At 66.5% G+C, this 17,349-nt stretch carries 19 protein-coding genes; 7 read left to right on the top strand and 12 right to left on the bottom strand.

From position 1 onward, the window contains the following. Window positions 1-16: 16 nt before the first annotated feature. A complete protein-coding gene (locus tag ACZ50Q_RS25020; protein WP_464079849.1) occupies window positions 17-961 on the bottom strand; it encodes a DMT family transporter in 945 nt (314 codons plus the stop codon). A 245-nt stretch (window positions 962-1,206) separates the two neighbouring features. Between ACZ50Q_RS25020 and ACZ50Q_RS25015 the strand changes: the two genes are divergently transcribed. Beyond that, window positions 1,207-1,677, top strand: a complete 471-nt coding sequence (locus tag ACZ50Q_RS25015) for an Lrp/AsnC family transcriptional regulator (protein ID WP_092579617.1) — start codon at window positions 1,207-1,209, stop codon at window positions 1,675-1,677. 10 nt (window positions 1,678-1,687) lie between these two features. Here the strand turns inward: ACZ50Q_RS25015 and ACZ50Q_RS25010 are convergent, their stop codons facing one another. Continuing rightward, complete coding sequence (locus tag ACZ50Q_RS25010; protein ID WP_464079848.1) at window positions 1,688-2,497, bottom strand: alpha/beta fold hydrolase; 810 nt, start codon at window positions 2,495-2,497, stop codon at window positions 1,688-1,690. A gap of 141 nt (window positions 2,498-2,638) precedes the next feature. On the opposite strand from ACZ50Q_RS25010, the gene ACZ50Q_RS25005 reads away from it, so the two are divergent. Next, on the top strand, window positions 2,639-3,136 hold the full coding sequence (locus ACZ50Q_RS25005) for a YbaK/EbsC family protein (protein ID WP_464079847.1): 498 nt from the start codon (window positions 2,639-2,641) through the stop codon (window positions 3,134-3,136). Between the two features lie 31 nt (window positions 3,137-3,167). On the opposite strand, the gene ACZ50Q_RS25000 is transcribed toward ACZ50Q_RS25005, so the two are convergent. From ACZ50Q_RS25000 to ACZ50Q_RS24955, 10 genes are all read right to left on the bottom strand, one after another. Next, window positions 3,168-3,980: an ABC transporter ATP-binding protein gene (locus tag ACZ50Q_RS25000; RefSeq protein ID WP_464079846.1), complete on the bottom strand. Its 813-nt coding sequence runs from the start codon at window positions 3,978-3,980 to the stop codon at window positions 3,168-3,170. Further along, on the bottom strand, window positions 3,977-5,020 hold the full coding sequence (locus tag ACZ50Q_RS24995; RefSeq protein WP_464079845.1) for a FecCD family ABC transporter permease: 1,044 nt from the start codon (window positions 5,018-5,020) through the stop codon (window positions 3,977-3,979). Before ACZ50Q_RS24995 ends, ACZ50Q_RS25000 begins: the two co-directional genes overlap by 4 nt. Next, complete coding sequence (gene ybgF, locus ACZ50Q_RS24990) at window positions 5,020-5,709, bottom strand: tol-pal system protein YbgF (RefSeq protein WP_092579607.1); 690 nt, start codon at window positions 5,707-5,709, stop codon at window positions 5,020-5,022. The genes ACZ50Q_RS24995 and ybgF overlap by 1 nt, the downstream gene beginning before the upstream one ends. An 85-nt stretch (window positions 5,710-5,794) precedes the next feature. Next, complete coding sequence (gene pal, locus ACZ50Q_RS24985; RefSeq protein WP_076518821.1) at window positions 5,795-6,295, bottom strand: peptidoglycan-associated lipoprotein Pal; 501 nt, start codon at window positions 6,293-6,295, stop codon at window positions 5,795-5,797. Between the two features lie 31 nt (window positions 6,296-6,326). After that, the gene (gene tolB, locus ACZ50Q_RS24980; protein WP_076518822.1) at window positions 6,327-7,649 is read right to left on the bottom strand and encodes a Tol-Pal system beta propeller repeat protein TolB; all 1,323 of its coding nucleotides are present in this window, start codon (window positions 7,647-7,649) and stop codon (window positions 6,327-6,329) included. A gap of 16 nt (window positions 7,650-7,665) precedes the next feature. Further along, entirely contained in the window at window positions 7,666-8,838 is a 1,173-nt protein-coding gene (gene tolA / locus ACZ50Q_RS24975) for a cell envelope integrity protein TolA (protein ID WP_464079844.1), read from the bottom strand. A 39-nt stretch (window positions 8,839-8,877) separates the two neighbouring features. Beyond that, the gene (tolR, locus tag ACZ50Q_RS24970; RefSeq protein ID WP_076518824.1) at window positions 8,878-9,339 is read right to left on the bottom strand and encodes a protein TolR; all 462 of its coding nucleotides are present in this window, start codon (window positions 9,337-9,339) and stop codon (window positions 8,878-8,880) included. Further along, the gene (gene tolQ / locus ACZ50Q_RS24965) at window positions 9,339-10,019 is read right to left on the bottom strand and encodes a protein TolQ (protein ID WP_056327907.1); all 681 of its coding nucleotides are present in this window, start codon (window positions 10,017-10,019) and stop codon (window positions 9,339-9,341) included. Before tolQ ends, tolR begins: the two co-directional genes overlap by 1 nt. A 2-nt stretch (window positions 10,020-10,021) precedes the next feature. Continuing rightward, window positions 10,022-10,444, bottom strand: coding sequence for a tol-pal system-associated acyl-CoA thioesterase (ybgC, locus tag ACZ50Q_RS24960; RefSeq protein ID WP_464079843.1), 423 nt, complete (start codon window positions 10,442-10,444; stop codon window positions 10,022-10,024). Window positions 10,445-10,525: 81 nt separating this feature from the next. Then, complete coding sequence (locus tag ACZ50Q_RS24955) at window positions 10,526-12,256, bottom strand: proline--tRNA ligase (protein ID WP_092579597.1); 1,731 nt, start codon at window positions 12,254-12,256, stop codon at window positions 10,526-10,528. A 65-nt stretch (window positions 12,257-12,321) separates the two neighbouring features. Here ACZ50Q_RS24955 and ACZ50Q_RS24950 point away from each other — a divergent pair, with 65 nt between their 5' ends. From ACZ50Q_RS24950 to ACZ50Q_RS24930, 5 genes are all read left to right on the top strand, one after another. Beyond that, window positions 12,322-12,894: an RNA pyrophosphohydrolase gene (locus tag ACZ50Q_RS24950; protein ID WP_056327909.1), complete on the top strand. Its 573-nt coding sequence runs from the start codon at window positions 12,322-12,324 to the stop codon at window positions 12,892-12,894. Further along, window positions 12,875-13,561: a response regulator gene (locus ACZ50Q_RS24945; RefSeq protein WP_076518827.1), complete on the top strand. Its 687-nt coding sequence runs from the start codon at window positions 12,875-12,877 to the stop codon at window positions 13,559-13,561. Before ACZ50Q_RS24950 ends, ACZ50Q_RS24945 begins: the two co-directional genes overlap by 20 nt. Beyond that, window positions 13,562-15,094: a sensor histidine kinase gene (locus tag ACZ50Q_RS24940; protein ID WP_231952249.1), complete on the top strand. Its 1,533-nt coding sequence runs from the start codon at window positions 13,562-13,564 to the stop codon at window positions 15,092-15,094. It abuts the gene before it with no gap. Between the two features lie 213 nt (window positions 15,095-15,307). Beyond that, entirely contained in the window at window positions 15,308-15,787 is a 480-nt protein-coding gene (locus ACZ50Q_RS24935; RefSeq protein WP_172805874.1) for a tripartite tricarboxylate transporter TctB family protein, read from the top strand. A gap of 6 nt (window positions 15,788-15,793) precedes the next feature. Further along, entirely contained in the window at window positions 15,794-17,317 is a 1,524-nt protein-coding gene (locus ACZ50Q_RS24930) for a tripartite tricarboxylate transporter permease (protein ID WP_464079842.1), read from the top strand. Window positions 17,318-17,349: the final 32 nt, after the last annotated feature.

The following is a 17,349-nucleotide window of genomic DNA, read 5'->3' as shown; positions in this document are numbered from 1 at the left end:
CAATCCGGCCGCGATCTCAGGCGGCGGCCGGGGCCGCCGCCTGGCGCATCCGCGACGATGCCAGCTTGACGCCCAGCAGGATCATCGCGAAGCCGACCCCATGGAACAGCTGGGGCGCTTCGCCCAGCAGCGGCCAGGCCAGCAACGCGGCGTAGACCGGCACCAGGAACATCGACAGGCCCGCGGTTGCCGGGCCGGCCCGGCTGATCAGCCGGCCATAGACGTAATACGCGCCCAGGCTGGGCACCACCGCCAGGAACAGCAGCACGGCCGCCAGGCGCGGGTCCGTCCAGGGCGGCGCCATGCCGGTCGCGGCTTCGATGCCGGCAAAAGGCGCCAGCGCCACCGCGCCGCCCAGCATCATCGCGGCCAGCCGCGCCCGGTCTGGAACCGCCGGCAACGTCATGCGCTTTTGCAGCACCGTATACAGCGCCCAGCCCGTCGCCGCCAGCAGCACCCACAGGTCGCCCTGTCCGAACGCCAGCCGCGCCAGCGCCTGGGCGTCGCCGCGCGTCAGCACCACCAGCACGCCGCCCAGCGCCAGCACCAGCCCGGCCGCGCGCTGCGCCGGCAGGGGTTGGCGCCAGATCACCGCTTCCAGCAGCGCCACCAGCAGCGGGCTGCACGAAAAAATCAACGCGATATTGGTGGCGCTGGTGGTCTGGGCGCCGATGTACTGGGGCGCGACGGCCACGCCCATGCCGAGCACCGCCAGCGGCAGCAGCGCGGGCAGGCCGCGCCACAACGCCCGCCGATGTGCGATCAGGGCGGGCGCGGCAATGGGCAGGAGGATCAGCAGGGCGATCAGCCAGCGGCCGAAGGCGAGGAAGACAGGGGGGAGGCCGGCGTCGTGGGCCCAGCGGGCCGCCACCATATTCGAGGCGAATAGCGCGGGGGCCGTGAAAAGCATGGCGGTGCCGGCCAGGCCGAGGCCGGTTCTTGCGGTTGCTGCGTGCGACATGGTTTCCATCCGCGCGGATCGCGCGCGGGCTGCTGCGTTGGAATTGCCGGCGCGGCCGCCGGGTTGTGCCGCAGCGGATGGCGCCGAAATCGGACGGGCGGGATAGATGCCCGTCTTGCAGGAAAGTCTACGGGCTGCGGCGCAAAATAGGTTTCCTGTTTTCCGCCGATTCACGGTGAAACGGAAAATATCCTTCCGGTAAACTTCGTCGCAGCAGGGATTTTGCCCCCTGATAGCCGAAAACCATGCCCACACTGCCCAAAATCGACGACACCGACCGCAAGATCCTGCGCGCCCTGCGCGCGGACGGTCGGCTGACGAACCTCAAATTGGCCGAAACGGTCGGGCTGTCGCCCACGCCCTGCTGGAACCGCGTCAAAGCGCTGGAAGAGGCGGGGGTGATCGAAGGCTATGCCGCGCTGCTGAACCAGAAGGCGCTCGGGCTGCCGGACACGGTCATGATCGAAGTCACGCTGGAACATCACGACGACGACACGCTGGCGCGCTTTGGCGAAGAGATCAGCCGTCTGCCGGAAGTGGTGGAGGCGTTCCTGGTGACGGGCGAGTACGACTACCTCATCAAGGTCGCCGTGGCCGGCACGGAAGGGTACGAGGAGTTCCTGCGCAAGCGGCTGTACAAGCTGCGCGGCGTGCGGCACAGCCGCTCGACCTTCGTGCTGCGCCGCCTGAAGCACACGCCGTCGGTCGAGCCCTGACCGGCGCGGATCAGCCGCCGATGAATTCCTGGATGGCGCCGTTGAAGGCGCGGGGATTGCCCAGGTTCATGCCGTGCGAAGAACCCGCGATGTCCACGCGATGGGCCTGCGGCAGCCACTGCGCCAGGGCGTCCAGCACGGCCGGGTAGGGCGCGGGGCTCAGCGCGCCGCCGATCAGCAGGACTGGCAGCGTCAGGCTGCCGATCTGCGCCGGGCCCAGCGTCTGCGGCCGCTCGTCCACCTGGCCGAAAAGCGTGCCCACGTTGTCGCGCACCATGTCCTTGAACCAGGGCACCATGCGCTGCCAGGTGTTGGGGCCGGTCACGGTGTCCACGAACAGCGCCAGCCCTTCCTCGACCTCGCCCTGGCGGATGAGCGCCAGGGCGCGCTGGCGAAAGCCGCCGCGCTCGTCGCCGCCACCGGGCAGCGGCAGGCCGGGGTCGGCCAGCGTCAGGCTGCGCAGCGCGTCCGGCTGGCGCAGGGCGGCTTCCAGCGCGACGCGGCCGCCGCGCGAATGGCCCACCAGGTGGGCCGAGCTGCCCGCTACCTTGTCGATGAACTCCAGCACGTCGCTGGCGTGCTGGTCGATCGAAAAGCCGCCGCCTTCGCCGTCCCAGGTCTCGGGCCAGTACCGGCGCAGGCACACCGCCAGCACCCGGAACGAGCGGCCCAGCGGCGCCATCTGCGATTTCCAGTAACGGCTGTCGGACAGGGAGCCGTGCACCAGCACCAGCGGGGTGCCGCTGCCGTACTCGGTGTAGGACATGGCGTAACCGCCGATGGAGGCGGTTTGCAGAGGCAGGACGGGTTCGGAACGCATGAAGAGTGGGACGTGAAGCCAGGTCCGCATTCTAGCCCGGCAGGGCGGCGGGGCGGGATCGCCGGACGCTGATAAACTCGTCTGCGGTCCGCCGGCGCAGCCCGCCCGCGCGCCCGGTTCATTTCAACGGAGTTCGTATCGATGTCGCCTGAATCCATCGCCGCCCTGCCGGAATCCGCCCAGCGCGTCGCCCGCCTGCTGGTGGAAATGGGGCATGACAAGCCCGTGGTGGTGCTGCCCCAGACCGGCAAGACCTCGGCGGAAGCGGCCGCGGGGCTGGGCTGCGAAGTCGCCCAGATCGCCAAGTCCATCATTTTCCGGCGCGCCACCGACGACGCGCCGGTGCTGGTCATCGCCAGCGGCGCCAACCGCGTGGATGAAGCCAAGGTGGCGGCGCAGGTCGGCGCGCTGGCCAAGGCCGACGCGCGCTTCGTGCGCGACATGACCGGCTACGCGATCGGCGGCGTCTGCCCCATCGGCCACGCGGTCAAGCCCGTGATGCTGCTGGACGCGGACCTGTTCAACTACGACAGCCTGTGGGCCGCCGCGGGCCATCCGCATACCGTGTTCAATCTGACGCCCGCGCAGTTGGCGGACATGACTGGCGCGCCGGTCGCCGACGTGGCGCTGCGCGGCTGAGCATCCCGCCCCGGACCGCCCGCGGCGGCGATCAGCCCGGGTGTTCTTCCAGCCCGTCGATCAGCACCTGCCGGCGGCCTTTCGAACACGCCTCCACCCGCGCCTGCACGCCATAGACGGCCGCCAGCGCCTGCGGCGTGATGACGTCGGCCGGCGATCCCGCGGCGTGCAGCCGCCCCGCATGGATCATCACGGCCTGGTCCGCGTGCTGCAGCGCCACGTTCAGGTCGTGCAGCACGATGAGGCTGATGAGCCCATGCTCGCGCGTTTCCTGCCGCAGCAGCCGCATGACATGGAACTGGTAATTCAGGTCCAGGGCGGACAGCGGCTCGTCCAGCAGCAGCACGCGCGGATGGCGAATCAGCGCCTGCGCCAGGCCCACCAGTTGCTTCTGCCCGCCGGACAGCGCGTCCAGGTAATGCAGCGCCAGATGCGCGATGCCCAGCCGCGCCAGCAGCCGGTCGATGGCGGGCAGGTCCACCGGCGGCGCCGCCGCATCGCTGGCGCGAGCCGCCACCAGCACCGACTCGAACACCCGCAGGTGCACGGCCGCCGGCAGGCTCTGGGGCAGGTACACCACGTGGCGGGCGCGCTCGCCGTGATCCAGCCGGGTCAGGTCCAGCCCGTCCAGCGTCGCCGCGCCCGCACGGGGCCGCAGCAGGCCGGCCAGGGTCTTGAGCAAGGTCGATTTGCCGCTGCCGTTCGGGCCAAGCAGCGCCGTGACCTCGCCGGCAGCCAGCGCCGGAACCGACAGGCCGCGCAGCACGTCCTCGCCGCCATAACCGGCGGTGAGCGACTGCACCGTCAATCCGGCGTGTGAATTCGCGTCGACGGGCCCGGTCATGGCAATTGCCTGCGCAGCACGACGGACACGAAAAACGGAATCCCGACCAGGGCGGTGACGATGCCCACGGGCACCACCACGCCGGGCATGAGATTCTTGGACGCAATCGACGCCAGCGACAGGATCACGGCGCCCACGAGCGCGCTGCCCGGCAGATAGAAGCGGTGGTCTTCGCCGAACAGCCGGCGCGCGATATGCGGCGCCACCAGTCCGATGAAGCCGATCGTGCCGACAAAGGCGACCGCCAGGGCCGACAGCAGGCTCACGCGCGCGAGCGCCGACACGCGCAGGCGGCGCACGTCCACGCCGAAACTGGCGGCGCGGTCCTCGCCCAGCCGCAAGGCCGTCAGCTTCCAGGACTGCCGCATGGCCAGCGGCAGCGCCAGGGCGAACGCAAGCGCCATCACGCCGACCGTCGTCCAGCTTGATCGCGCCAGGCTTCCCATCGTCCAGAACACCAGGTTCTGCAGGGCTTCGGCGCTGGCCGTGAACTGCACCAGCGACACCAGCGCATTGAAGGTAAACACCATGGCGATGCCGAACAGCACCACGCCCGACGTGTTCATGCCGCCCCACCGGGCGACCGCGTCCAGCAGCAACGCCGCCAGCAGGGCGAACAGGAAGGCGTTGGCCGCGATCAGCCAGGCAGCGGGGACGCCCGGCAGGCCCAGTTGCAGCACGATGGCCAGCGATGCGCCGAACGCCGCCGCCGACGACACGCCCAGCGTGAACGGACTGGCGAGCGGGTTATTCAGGATGGTCTGCATTTCGGCGCCGGCCAGCCCGAGCGCCATGCCCACCAGGGCGGCCATCAGGGCCGAAGGCAGGCGGATGTCCCAGACGATCACGCGGTATGTGGCGTCGGCGTCGGCCGGCCGGACGAAGGTCTGCCAGAGTTCACGCCAGGGCAGGCCGGAGGGGCCGACGGTGAAGTCGATCAGCAGCGCAAACAGAATCGCCGCCAGCAGCAGGGCAAGAAGCCCCGCCCGGCGGCGAAGGATGTGGCGGTATGCGCCGGCCGCGCTGGCGGCTTGGCGCATTACTGCAGCAGTTGGAGCCGGCTCTTGGCCGTGGTGGCGGCCGGCGTGGTCGGATAGTCGCGGACGATGCGCTGCAGGGTGGCCTTGGCGCCCGCGCGGTTGTTCAGTTCGATCTGGCTGCCGGCGATGATCAGCAGCGCATCGGGCGCACGGGCGTTATCCGGCGAATTCTGCACCATGGCATTCAGTTGCTCGATGGTGCCCTTGAAATCCTTCAGCGCATAGCGGCTGCTGCCCTGGTAGAACTGGGCGCTGGGGGCGAGCTGGCTGTTGGGATAGAGCGCGGTAAAGGCGGCCAGCGATTCGGCCGCATCCTTGTACTGCCCCTTGCGAAAGAGGTCCATCGCGCCGTCATAGGCGCTCTGTTCCTGCGGATCGCCGGCTGACGCGCCCGGAGGATTCGCGTTGCCCGGCGCGGCGCCCGGCCGGCTGCTGGGCTGCTGGCGCGACACCAGTTCGAGCTGGTCGCGCAACTGGGCGATTTCCTGTTGCAAAGCCTGGATCTGATCGGCCAGCTGCAACCTGGCGCGCTGGTTTTGCTCGTTCTGCTTCTGCACCTGCTGACGCAGATCCAGGATGGCCTTGCGGGCTTCATCGTCGGAAAAAGCGTGAGCGGGCGCCGTCAGGGCGGCAAGCGCCAGGCCGGTGGCCATGATCAGGGGACGCAGGGACAGAACGTAATCGCGCATGAATATTCCCGGGTATAAAAACAAACGTCGGGACGGCCGGCTGGCCGTCCCGACGCGTGGTAGGGCTCCAGACTAAGCGAAAAGCTTAACGCAGATAGTTGATATCGGCGCGGCGGTTTTCGGCAAAGTCGGCTTCAGACGTACCCGTCGAGCGCGGCTTTTCCTTGCCGAAGCTGATGGTTTCGATCTGGTTGTCGCTGACGCCCAGCAGGGTCATCATGCGACGCACTGCGTCGGCACGACGCTGGCCCAGGGCCAGGTTGTACTCGGCACCGCCGCGTTCGTCGGTGTTGCCTTCGATCTTGATCTTTTGCTGTTGGTGCGCAGCCAGATACTTGGCATGGGTTTCGACCAGGCCACGGTATTGGTCCGACACGGTATAGCTGTCGAAATCAAAGTACACCGAGCGCTGTTGCGCCAGGATGCTTTGGGGGTTGAAGGGATCAAGGATCTGGCCGGAGGCCGAGGATCCTTGGCCAGCGCCTCCGCCCTGACCCGCTTTATCGTCGAGAGGGACGGAGCTGCAAGCCGCCAGGGTGGCGGCCAGAGCGGCGATGGTTAGGCTTTTGGCAATGCGCGACTTCATGATAGTTCCTTTGCAAAGAGAGTCACACGTGTTATCGGGTAAATGGGCCCCAAGTCGGTTCACGTATTTCCCCGTTCAGTACCGAAAGCGTCTGTCGTACGCGTCCATCGCTCGAGACACCTGCAAGCACGCTACGGCCATTTTGGATGGCTGCGTAGAGGACTTGCATGCCATTGGGCGCAAAGCTCGGCGACTGATCGTCACGACCATCAGTCAGCAAAGTCTCGGCGCCAGTGGACAAGTTCAAGGATGCGATTCGAAACGCGCCGTCTCGTCTTGCAACGTACAGCAGCGTCGATCCGTCGGGGGAAATTCGGGGTGAGATGTTGTAACCACCATTAAACGTGAGACGGCGGGCCTCGCCGCCTGTCGAGCCGGTCTGGTAGATCTGCGGCCCGCCGCTGCGGTCACTCGTAAAGATAATGGAAGCCCCATCGGGCGTAAAGCTCGGTTCGGTGTCAATGCCAGGAGAACGCGTAACTCGGGTCGGATTCGAGCCGTCCGCTGCATTAACGACGTAAATTTGCGACAAACCATCACGCGTCAGGGCGACCGCCAGCTTGCTGCCATCGGGCGACCAGCCGGGTGCGCTGTTGTTACCCTTGAAGTTGGCAACGGGGGCGCGGGCACTGGTGGCCAATGTGTGCACGTAGACGACAGGTTTGCCGGATTCGAAGCTCACATAGGCCAACTTGGAGCCATCGGGCGACCAGGACGGCGAGATGATCGGCTCGCGCGAGCGCAGCGCAACCTGGGGATTCTGGCCGTCGGCGTCAGCCACCTGCAGTTCGTAGGTGGAGCCCTTCTTCAGCACATACGCGATACGCGTCGAGAACACGCCGCGAACGCCGGTGATCTTCTCGTAGATGCGGTCTGCGATCTGGTGGGCAACACGGCGCAGTTCCTGCTCGGTGCCCGAGAACGCCACGCCGTCCAGTTGCGACTTCTTGACCGTGTCGGCCAGGCGATAGCGCACGTCGTAGCGGCCGTCTGCGCCGCGGGTGATGCTGCCGTAGGCGATGAAGTCCGCGCCCTTGCCGCGCCAGTCGTCGTGGGCGATCGGGGAGTCCACGTTCAGGCCGGAGCCCGCGGCGTTGATCAGGCGGAACTGTCCAGTGCGGGTGAGGTCGGCGCGGATGACTTCGGCCAGCGCGCGGCCATGGGTGTCGTCGACGGCAAAGTCCGCGATGGCCACGGGGTATTGGGTAGCGCCGGTGCCGGAGATATCGACACGCAACTGGGCATGGGCAGGCTTCATGGCGATCAGCAAGGCTAGGGCCGCCATCAGCAGCGCGATGCCGTACGCTCTCCAGAGCGTGGCGGGGGGCACTCGTCGACTATAAGCGGGAGTCATGTTCGTCAATCTCCTGTCAGTCATACATTCTGTAGACAACGTCAATAATGGGTTCGTAGCGGCCCGTCGAGGGCTTCGGGAACGGGTTGCAACGGCGGATGCCCGTCTCGACCGCGCGGTCGAAGCCGGCGTTGCCAGAAGAACTGGTCAACGTGACGCCATTCACCTTCCCGTCAGAGCCTAACTGTACCCGGTATTGTGCCGTCGGATTTCCGGAGCCGCTGCGGGGCGGAGGCGGATAAGCCACCCCGGGTTGCACGCAGGCGCGGACCTTGGCGCCATAGCCGCTGTCGCGTCCGCCGCCCGCCTGGTTGCGGTCGGCAGTGCCCCCGGGGATGCCCGCGGCGCCCAGGGCGTCGTTGCGGAATGCATCCTTCAGGGCCTTGTCCGCGGCGGCCTTCTTCGCGGCGGCAGCCTTCTCGGCGGCGGCTTTTTCGGCAGCAGCCTTTTCAGCAGCAGCAGCCTTCTCGGCGGCGGCCTTCTCGGCAGCGGCCTTTTCGGCAGCCGCCTTTTTGGCAGCTTCTTCCTTGGCCTTTTTCTCGGCAGCCGCCTTCTCAGCGGCCGCCTTCTCGGCGGCGGCCTTTTCAGCGGCGGCTTTCTCGGCGGCAGCCTTTTCGGCAGCCGCCTTCTGGGCAGCGGCCTTCTCGGCAGCGGCTTTTTCCGCGGCAGCCTTCTCGGCGGCCTGGCGTTCCTGCTCCAGGCGCTTCTTTTCCTTCAGTTCGGCCTGCTTGCGCTCTTCTTCGAGACGCGCCTTTTCCTTGGCGGCCTCGGCGGCCTCGCGCGCCTTCTCTTCCTGCTCGCGCTTCTTCTTGGCCTCCTGGATGGCGATCTCGGGATCGACCTCCTCGGTCTTGGCCTGGACTTGCGGCTCGGGTTCGGGCGGGGGCGGGGGAGGCGGCGGCGGGGGCGGTTCGGGCGCCTTTTCGGGCTCCGGCTCGGGCTGCGGCTTCGGTTGGGGTTTGGGCGGTTCGGGCTGCGGCGTGGGCGGCGGCGACACGGGCGAATTGCCGTCCGCCCAGAGTTCGACCTGGACGGGGCCAGGGTTCTCGGTGTGCCAGTTCACGCCAAAGATCAGGGCGACCAGCAGCAGCAGGTGCACCGCCACGGCCAGAATGAGCGAATTCCGGTTGTCGTTGTTGGGCGGGGTGGCCGGCGGGCCGCTGCGGTGTCGAATTATGGGTGGCGTCATGTGCGGTGCATGCCGGCCGGGCCGGCGGGTGGCGGCGCGTTAGCGTTTCTTGGCGGGAGCGGGCTGTTGGGCGGCTGCGGCGGACTGGTCCACCAGCAGGCCCAGGCGGGTGATCCCGTTGGTGCGCAGCTCGTCCATGACCTTTACGACCGTCTCGTAGGGCACCTTGCCGTCGGCGGCGATGACCACCGGGGTTTCCGCGGTAATGCGCGAACGCACTTGCGCCACCAGTTCGGTGCGCGCGATGTCCTGCAGGGTGGCGCCGGCTTCGCGCATGCGCAGCGCGATCTTGCCGTCTTCGGAAATCTGGACTTCCAGCGGTTTGACCGGCACGTCGGAGGCGGCGCCCACCGACGGAAGCTGGATCAGCCCGGGCGTGATCAGGGGCGCCGTCACCATGAAGATGACCAGCAGCACCAGCATCACGTCGATGTACGGCACCACGTTGATGTCGGCCTTCATGCGGCGGCCGGACCTGCCGCGCGAGCTTACCGAGGGCATTAGCGCACCTGCCGTTGCAGAATGTTCAGGAATTCATCGACGAAGCTGTCAAAGCGGATCGAAATGCGGTCGATGTCATTCGTGAAGCGGTTGTAGGCAACCACGGCCGGGATGGCGGCGAACAGGCCGATCGCCGTGGCGATCAGCGCTTCGGCGATGCCGGGGGCCACCGAGGCCAGCGTGGCCTGCTGCATGTTCGACAGGCCGATGAAGGCGTGCATGATCCCCCAGACCGTGCCCAGGAGACCGATGTAGGGGGACACCGAACCGGCGGACGCCAGGAAGTTCAGGTGGGATTCCAGCGCGTCCATTTCGCGCTGGTAGGCGGCGCGCATGGCGCGGCGCGGGCCGTCCAGCACCGCGGTGGCGTCGCCACTGGCGTTGCCGCGGCGGGCCTTCAGGAATTCGGTCATGCCGGCATCGAAGATGCGGGCGAGGGCGCCCTGTTCGTCGCGGCGCGAGGCCACGGCCTGCTGCAGCATGGACAGGTCGCCGCCCGACCAGAAGTCGTCTTCGAAGCGGCGCGTCTGGTCATGGGCCCGCTTGATGGCCATGCGCTTGGCGAAGATGTAGGTCCAGGACATGATCGAAATGCCCAACAGCATCAGCATGATGAGCTGGACCGGCACGCTGGCGTGCGAAATCAGCGAAAGCAACGACATGTCGTTGGTGACTTGCATGGTTATTCCTGAATGAATTCCAGTTTTGCGCGAACGTCGGCCGGCAGTTCCGCCGGCCGCATGTGGATGGCATCGACGCAACAGACTTGGATGTTGCCTTCGGCAAGCAGTTCCCCGTCGCGTTCCGCACGCTGCGCGAAGTGTATCGAAGCGCGGCCCAGTTTGGTGACTCGGCTGCGTATGGTAAGCAAATCGTCCAGCCTGGCCGGTTTGCGGTAGGACATGTCCAGGGCGCGGACGACGAAGAGCCGTTGCTCGCTGGCGGCCAGTCCGGATTGGTTCACTCCCAGATCGCGCAGCCATTCTGTGCGGGCGCGCTCCAGGAATTTCAAGTAGTTGGCATAGAAAACCACCCCGCCTGCATCCGTGTCCTCATAGTAGACGCGGACTTGCAGGGTGGATTCGGCAGACTTCGAATGGGTCACGATACAGGGTGATGAAAAGGCGGGTCGGGACGCAGGGAAGTCCGTAGCTACTATAGGGTATGTCTGGCGTTCAGGCCGGGTTCAAAGCGTGTCGAGTTTCGTCAGCACGGCTTCAAGCGCGGACTCTACCGGAATCTTGGCCGCTTCGGTTTCCCGCCGGGCCTGCAATTCCACCACACCATCGTTCAGGCCGCGTTCTCCAACTGTTACACGCAGCGGCGCGCCGATCAGTTCCCACTCGGCGAACATGACGCCGGGACGGGCATCGCGGTCGTCAAGCATCACATCCACGCCGCGCGCGAGCAGCGATTCGTAGAGTTTCTGCGCGGTGTCACGCACCGTTTCACTTTTGCCCCAGCCCACCGGGCAGATCACGACCTCGAAAGGCGCGATCGCGCGGGGCCAGATGATGCCGCGCGCGTCGTGGTTCTGCTCGATGGCGGCGCCCACGATACGGGTCACGCCGATGCCGTAGCAGCCCATTTCCAGGACGGCGGGCTTGCCGGTTTCGTCCAGGAAGGTGGCCTTCAGGGCTTCGGAGTACTTCTTGCCCAGGTAGAAGACGTGGCCCACTTCGATGCCGCGCTGGATCGACAGCGTGCCCTTGCCGTCCGGCGAGGGATCGCCCGCGACGACGTTGCGCAGGTCGGCCACCTGTTCCGGTTCGGGCAGATCGCGGCCCCAGTTCACGCCCTGGGTGTGGAAATCTTCGCGGTTGGCGCCGCAGACGAAGTCGGCCATGTTCGCGACGGTGCGGTCGGCGATCACGTGGACGGGCTTGGCCGTCTTGACCGGGCCCAGGTAGCCGGGCTTGCAGCCGAAATGCTCGACGATCTCGGCTTCGGTGGCGAAACGGAAGCCCGACAGCCCGGGCAGCTTGCCCGCCTTGATCTCGTTCAGTTCGTGGTCGCCGCGCAGGAGCAGCAGCCAGATGTCGACCTTGCCCTTTTCGCCATCGGTGGCCAGGACGATCGACTTGATCGTGCGCTCCAGCGGGATGCCCAGCAGCTTGGCGACGTCTTCGCACTTGGCGGCGCCCGGCGTCGGGACGTCTTCCATGGCCTGCGCGGCCGCGGCGCGGGTGGGGTACAGGCTGGGGGCTTCGGCCAGCTCGATGTTGGCGGCGTAGTCCGAATCCGCGTTGTAGACCAGCAGGTCCTCGCCCGTGTCGGCGATGACCTGGAATTCATGGCTGCGCGTGCCGCCGATGGAGCCCGTGTCGGCCGCCACCGCGCGGAACTCAAGTCCCAGGCGGCCGAAAATCTTCATATAGGCGCTGAACATGGTGTCGTAGCTGCGCTGCGCGCCCGCTTCGTCGCGGTCGAAGGAGTAGGCGTCCTTCATGGTGAATTCGCGGCCGCGCATCAGGCCGAAGCGGGGACGGCGCTCATCCCGGAACTTGGTCTGAATGTGATAGAAGTTCAGCGGAAGCTGGCGGTAGCTGTGGATTTCATTGCGGGCGATGTCCGTGATGACCTCTTCGGACGTGGGCTGCAGCACGAAATCGCGCTGGTGCCGGTCCTTGATGCGCAGCAGTTCCGCTCCGTATTGCTCCCAGCGCCCCGATTCCTGCCACAGCTCGGCCGGCTGCACCACCGGCATCAGCAGCTCGATGGCGCCTGCGGCGTTCATTTCTTCCCGGATGATCGCCTCGACCTTGCGGATGATCTTCAGGCCCAGGGGCATGTAAGTGTAGATGCCGCCCGCGAGCTTGCGGATCATCCCGGCGCGGGTCATCAGCTGGTGGCTGGCGACTTCCGCTTCGGAAGGGGCTTCTTTGAGGGTGTTGATGTGGTAGTTGGATGCGCGCATGTTTAAAGGTGGCAGCAGATACGTATAATCGACCGTAATTGTATTGAATTCGGTGGGGGTGGCCCATGCTTGACCGCGAAGGCTACCGCCCCAATGTCGGCATCATTCTCGTCAACACTAGAAACGAGGTCTTTTGGGGCAAGCGTATCAGGGAACATGCATGGCAGTTCCCCCAGGGCGGCATCAAGTACGGCGAAAGCCCGGTGCAGGCCATGTATCGCGAACTCCATGAAGAGGTGGGCTTGAAGCCCGAGCATGTCCGTATTTTGGGGCGTACACGCGATTGGTTACGTTATAACGTGCCCGATCACTTTGTCCGGCGTGAGTGGCGTGGCCACTATAAAGGACAAAAGCAGATTTGGTTCTTGTTGCGCCTGGTGGGACGTGACAGCGACGTTTGCCTGCGCGCGACGCAGCATCCGGAATTCGACGCCTGGCGCTGGAGCCAGTACTGGGTTCCGCTGGATGCCGTCATCGAGTTCAAGCGAGACGTCTATACCCAGGCGTTGAACGAGTTGTCAGCCATCCTCTTTCGGCGCCATCACGAGACCCGCTACCTGCGCCAACGGGTGCACGGTCAGCGAGCAGCAGAGAATTTGCCCGAAGGAACGGACGGTCATGCGCATATTGTTGGTTGAAGACGAACGGGACATGGCGTCCTGGCTGATGCGCGCGCTCGCCCAGAGCGGGTTCGTCCCCGATCACGCGGCGGACGCGCGCACGGCCGAAGCCTTCATGGCCGGCACCGAGTACGACGCCATCGTCATGGACCTGCGCCTGCCCGACAAGCACGGCCTGGTCGTCCTGCGCGAAATGCGCAACCGTGACGACCGCACGCCCGTCCTCCTGCTGACGGCGCAGGGCGCCCTTCAGGACCGGGTCCGCGGCCTGAACCTGGGCGCGGACGATTTCCTGACCAAGCCCTTCGCGCTGGAAGAACTGGAAGCCCGCCTGACGGCGCTGGTGCGGCGCAGCCGCGGCCGCCAGCATCCGCGCCTGCAGTGCGGCTCGCTGTCCTACGACAGCGAAAGCCGCGCCTTCACCCTGGACGGATCCCTGCTGTTCCTGACCCCGCGCGAACACGCCGCCCTGGCGGCGCTGCTGACGCGCAGCGGCTATCCGGTGGACAAGGCGCACTTGTTCGGCAAGGTCTTCACGCATGACAGCGAAGCCAATCCAGACGCGATCGAAGTCGTGCTGCATCGCCTGCGCAAAAAGCTGGCCGGCAGCGACGTGCGCATCGTGACGGTGCGCGGACTGGGCTACATGCTGGAAGGCGTCGCCAGCGAGTCCGCGGAACCCTAGGTGAGCCTGCGGATACCCGGATTGCCGCGCGTCGGCATCCGCGCGCTGCTGATCATCCTGCTGCTGCCGGGCGTGGTGGTGCTGCTGGTCATCGACAGCCTGAACGACTATCGCACCCTGTCGGAAATCACCAACGAAGCCTACGACAGCGCGCTGGTGGAACCGGCGCGCGTGCTGGAGAGCAGCCTGGAATTCACGCCGGACGGCAACCTGCAGGTGGCCACGCCGCTGTATGCGCAGGTCATGCTGGAATCCCGGGCGGGCCTGCGCAAGTATTTCCGCATCGAGGAAATCGATCCTCCCTTGCCCGACGACGCACCCGTGCCCGTGACCCAGGGCAAGACCTTGCTGGGCATGCCGGAGATGCCGCGTCCGCCGTCCTGGCCGCGCTCGAACGGCCAGCCCATCTTTTACGACGGCGTGTATCGCAACGATCCGGTGCGGGTCGTGTCCGTGGTGCGCGATCTCTATTACCAGGGCCAGCATCGGCAGGTGCTGGTCGTCGTGGCCGAAAGCACCGGCAAGCGCATCGAAGCCGAGAACAGTGCGCGGCGCCAGGAGATCCTGCGCGACGCGCGGATGCTGGCGCTGGTCGTGGTGCTGGTCTGGTGGGGCGTGTCCTGGGCCTTGAAGCCGCTGCGCCGGCTGCAGGCCGACATCCGCGCGCGCCGCTCCGATGACCTGACGCCGCTGGACGCCTCGCGCGTGCCCAGCGAAGTCGCGCCGCTGGTCGAAGCCGTCAACCACCACATCGCCCGTTACCGGCGGGTGCTCGACGAGCAATCGAACTTCCTGGCCGACGCCTCCCACCAGTTGCGCACCCCGCTCGCCATCATGCTGACGCAGGCGCAGTACACGCTGCGCGAACGCGATCCGGCGCGCGCGCGCGAAGGCCTGCGCGCCATCGTCGACCAGCTCGGGCGCACGCGCCGCCTCACCGAACAGCTCCTGTCGCTGGCGCACGCCAACCAGGCCGGTCAGACTCCGCGCCAGTTGCTGGACATGAATGCCGTATCGCGCGAAGTCGTGCTGCAGTACCTGCCGCTGGCGCACGAGAAGCAGCAGGACCTGGGCTGGGTGCAGGCAGACGCCGAAGACGGGCAGGACACGCCCGTGCAGGTGTCCGGCAACGAGGCCGAACTGCACGAGGCCTTGTCGAACCTGGTCCACAACGCCATCCACTACGCGCCGGTCGGCGCCCGCATCACGGTGTCCGTCTGCCCCGTGGAAAACCGCGTCGAGGTCGCCGTGTCCGACAATGGACCCGGCCTGGAACCGGTCATGCGCAAACGCGCCTTCACGCGTTTCGAGCGCGTGGGCACGGACAAGCCGGTGGCGTCCTCGGGCTCCGGTCTGGGTCTGGGCATCGCGCGCGCCTATGCCCGGCGCAACGACGGCGATATCGAGCTGCGCGACGGCGAGCCCAACAGCCAGGGGGGCGTGGGCCTCGCGTCGGTGCTGTGGCTGCCGCTGGCGCCCACCGTCTCCCAGTACCCGCGACCTGCCGAGGTCCAGCTCAAGGGCGATCAGTAGCGCCCGCCTTTTCTCGCCTTTCCGCCTTATTTTTTGCGGCTGTCGCCGCTGCCGATCAGGGATAACCCCCGGATTCAGGAACCCGACAGCGCATAGAAAGCGGATTAGCAGCTTCCTTCCGTAATCTGCGTTCCGGCCTGTCGTCAGGGGCCGGGCGTCGCTCGTTTCGGGCGGCGCATCGCGGGCCGGCGCAGCCCGGCACAAGGAAGGAGGATGGAAGTGCAAAAGACAATCAACAGAAAGGACTATTACGGCGGCGCGCTGATGGTCCTGATCGGGCTGGCCGCGATCTACGGCGGAACCGACTATCACATCGGCACGCTCAGCCACATGGGCCCGGGCTTCTTTCCCGCGGCGCTCGGCGGCCTGCTGGCGCTGACCGGCGTGCTGATCGCGCTGTCGGCGCGCTCGGACGCACCTGCCGCGCCCGCGCCGGCAGAGGGCCATCCCACCGGCATGCCCGACATCCGCGGCAGCGTGTGCATCCTGCTCGGCATCCTGGCTTTCCTGCTGCTGGGCCATTACGGCGGCCTCTTGCCCGCCACGTTCGCCATCGTCTTCATCTCGGCGCTGGGCGACCGCAAGAACACGATCAAGCAGGCCATCCTGCTGTCGATCGCCATGTCCGCGATCGCGGTCGTCGTCTTCTGGTGGGCGCTGCAGTTGCAGCTTCCGCTGTTTCGTTGGGGTTGAAGCGCCATGATCTCTCAAGCTCTGGTAGACCTTTGGTACGGCTTTGGCGTCGCGTTCCAACTGCACAACCTGATGTGGTCGTTCTTCGGCGTGCTGGTGGGCAACCTCATCGGCGTGCTGCCCGGCATGGGCGCGCTGTCGGCCATTTCCATCCTGCTGCCGCTGACCTACGTCATGCAGCCCGTGCCCGCCATCCTGATGCTGGCCGGGATTTTCTACGGCTCGCAGTACGGCGGCGCGATCGGCGCGATCCTGCTCAACCTGCCTTCGCATCCGCCGCACGCGGTCACCTGCCTGGACGGCTACCCATTGACCAAGCAGGGCAAGGGCGGCACGGCGCTGGGCATCACGATGATCTGCTCGTTCTTCGCGGCGTCGGTCGGCATCATCGTCATGATCTTCGCATCGCCCCTGCTGGTCGAGGTGGCGTTCAAGTTCGGGCCCACGGAAATCTTCTCCATCATGCTGCTAGGCCTGCTGGCGGGCGCCACCATGTCGCGCGGCTCGCCGCTCAAGGGCGTGGCCATGACGCTGTTCGGCCTGATGTGCGGCGTGGTGGGCACGGACGTGAACACCGGCACCATCCGCTTTTCGTTCGGCCTGCTGGACCTGTCTGACGGCCTGGAACTGGTCGCGATCTCGATGGGCCTGTTCGGCGTCGCGGACTTCCTGATGAGCGTGAACCGCATGACCATCATCGGCAGCGGCGCAAAGCTGAGCCTGCGCGACATGCGGCCCAGCAAGCAGGAGCTGAAGACGGCCTTCTGGCCCATGGTGCGCGGCACGGCCGTCGGCACGCTGTTCGGCGCCATGCCCGGCACCGGTCCCACCATCACCACGTTCGTTGCCTATGCGCTGGAGCGCAAGATTTCCAAGACGCCCGAGAAATTCGGCACCGGCATGATCGCCGGCGTGGCCTCGCCCGAAGCGTCGTCGCACTCGAAGACGCAGGTCGACTTCATCCCGACGATGAGCCTGGGCATTCCCGGCGACGCCGTGATGGCGCTGATCCTGGGGGCGCTCCTGATCCAGGGCATCCAGCCCGGCCCGCAGCTCATCACCGAGCATCCGGACATCTTCTGGGGGCTGATCGCCAGTTTCTGGGTGGGCAACGTGCTGCTCATGGTGCTGAACGTGCCGCTCATCGGCGTGTGGGTCAAGCTGCTGCAGGTGCCGTACCGCTACCTGTTCCCGTCCGCGTTGTTCTTTATCGCGGTGGGCGTGTACAGCACCCAGAACAGCCTCTTCCAGATATGGGAAGTCCTCGCCTTCGGCGTGATCGGGGCCATCCTGATGACGCTGGAGTTTTCGGTGGCGCCCATCCTGCTGGGCTTCGTGCTGGGGCCCATGGTCGAAGAGAATTTCCGCCGCGCGCTGCTGTTGTCGCGCGGCGACCTGGGGGTGTTCATCGAACGGCCCATCAGCGCGTGGTTCATCGGCGCGAGCGCCTTGCTGGTCGCGCTGCAGGTCTGGGCCTACCTGCGTCGCAACAAGGGCAAGAACAAGCCCCAGGTGCCGCAGACCGCCTGATCGCCCGTCTTTCGATGCAGGCGCACACGGCC

This window comes from Achromobacter sp. T5-5 (assembly GCF_055397965.1).
The sequence above is the reverse complement of the archived record's forward strand: the minus strand, read 5'-3'. Positions and strand labels throughout refer to the sequence as shown.

Excerpts from the sequence above, each read along its gene's own strand:
- ACZ50Q_RS25015 (WP_092579617.1), top strand. The coding sequence starts at position 1,207 with ATGCCCACACTGCCCAAAATCGACGACACCGACCGCAAGATCCTGCGC.
- ybgF (WP_092579607.1), bottom strand. The coding sequence starts at position 5,709 with ATGCGCGATTACGTTCTGTCCCTGCGTCCCCTGATCATGGCCACCGGC.
- ACZ50Q_RS24950 (WP_056327909.1), top strand. The coding sequence starts at position 12,322 with ATGCTTGACCGCGAAGGCTACCGCCCCAATGTCGGCATCATTCTCGTC.
- tolR (WP_076518824.1), bottom strand. The coding sequence starts at position 9,339 with ATGCCCTCGGTAAGCTCGCGCGGCAGGTCCGGCCGCCGCATGAAGGCC.
- tolQ (WP_056327907.1), bottom strand. The coding sequence starts at position 10,019 with ATGCAAGTCACCAACGACATGTCGTTGCTTTCGCTGATTTCGCACGCC.
- ACZ50Q_RS24955 (WP_092579597.1), bottom strand. The coding sequence starts at position 12,256 with ATGCGCGCATCCAACTACCACATCAACACCCTCAAAGAAGCCCCTTCC.
- pal (WP_076518821.1), bottom strand. The coding sequence starts at position 6,295 with ATGAAGTCGCGCATTGCCAAAAGCCTAACCATCGCCGCTCTGGCCGCC.
- ACZ50Q_RS24945 (WP_076518827.1), top strand. The coding sequence starts at position 12,875 with ATGCGCATATTGTTGGTTGAAGACGAACGGGACATGGCGTCCTGGCTG.
- ACZ50Q_RS24995 (WP_464079845.1), bottom strand. The coding sequence starts at position 5,020 with ATGCGCCAAGCCGCCAGCGCGGCCGGCGCATACCGCCACATCCTTCGC.
- ACZ50Q_RS25020 (WP_464079849.1), bottom strand. The coding sequence starts at position 961 with ATGTCGCACGCAGCAACCGCAAGAACCGGCCTCGGCCTGGCCGGCACC.
- ACZ50Q_RS24935 (WP_172805874.1), top strand. The coding sequence starts at position 15,308 with ATGGAAGTGCAAAAGACAATCAACAGAAAGGACTATTACGGCGGCGCG.
- ACZ50Q_RS25010 (WP_464079848.1), bottom strand. The coding sequence starts at position 2,497 with ATGCGTTCCGAACCCGTCCTGCCTCTGCAAACCGCCTCCATCGGCGGT.
- tolB (WP_076518822.1), bottom strand. The coding sequence starts at position 7,649 with ATGACTCCCGCTTATAGTCGACGAGTGCCCCCCGCCACGCTCTGGAGA.
- ACZ50Q_RS24930 (WP_464079842.1), top strand. The coding sequence starts at position 15,794 with ATGATCTCTCAAGCTCTGGTAGACCTTTGGTACGGCTTTGGCGTCGCG.
- tolA (WP_464079844.1), bottom strand. The coding sequence starts at position 8,838 with ATGACGCCACCCATAATTCGACACCGCAGCGGCCCGCCGGCCACCCCG.
- ACZ50Q_RS25005 (WP_464079847.1), top strand. The coding sequence starts at position 2,639 with ATGTCGCCTGAATCCATCGCCGCCCTGCCGGAATCCGCCCAGCGCGTC.
- ACZ50Q_RS25000 (WP_464079846.1), bottom strand. The coding sequence starts at position 3,980 with ATGACCGGGCCCGTCGACGCGAATTCACACGCCGGATTGACGGTGCAG.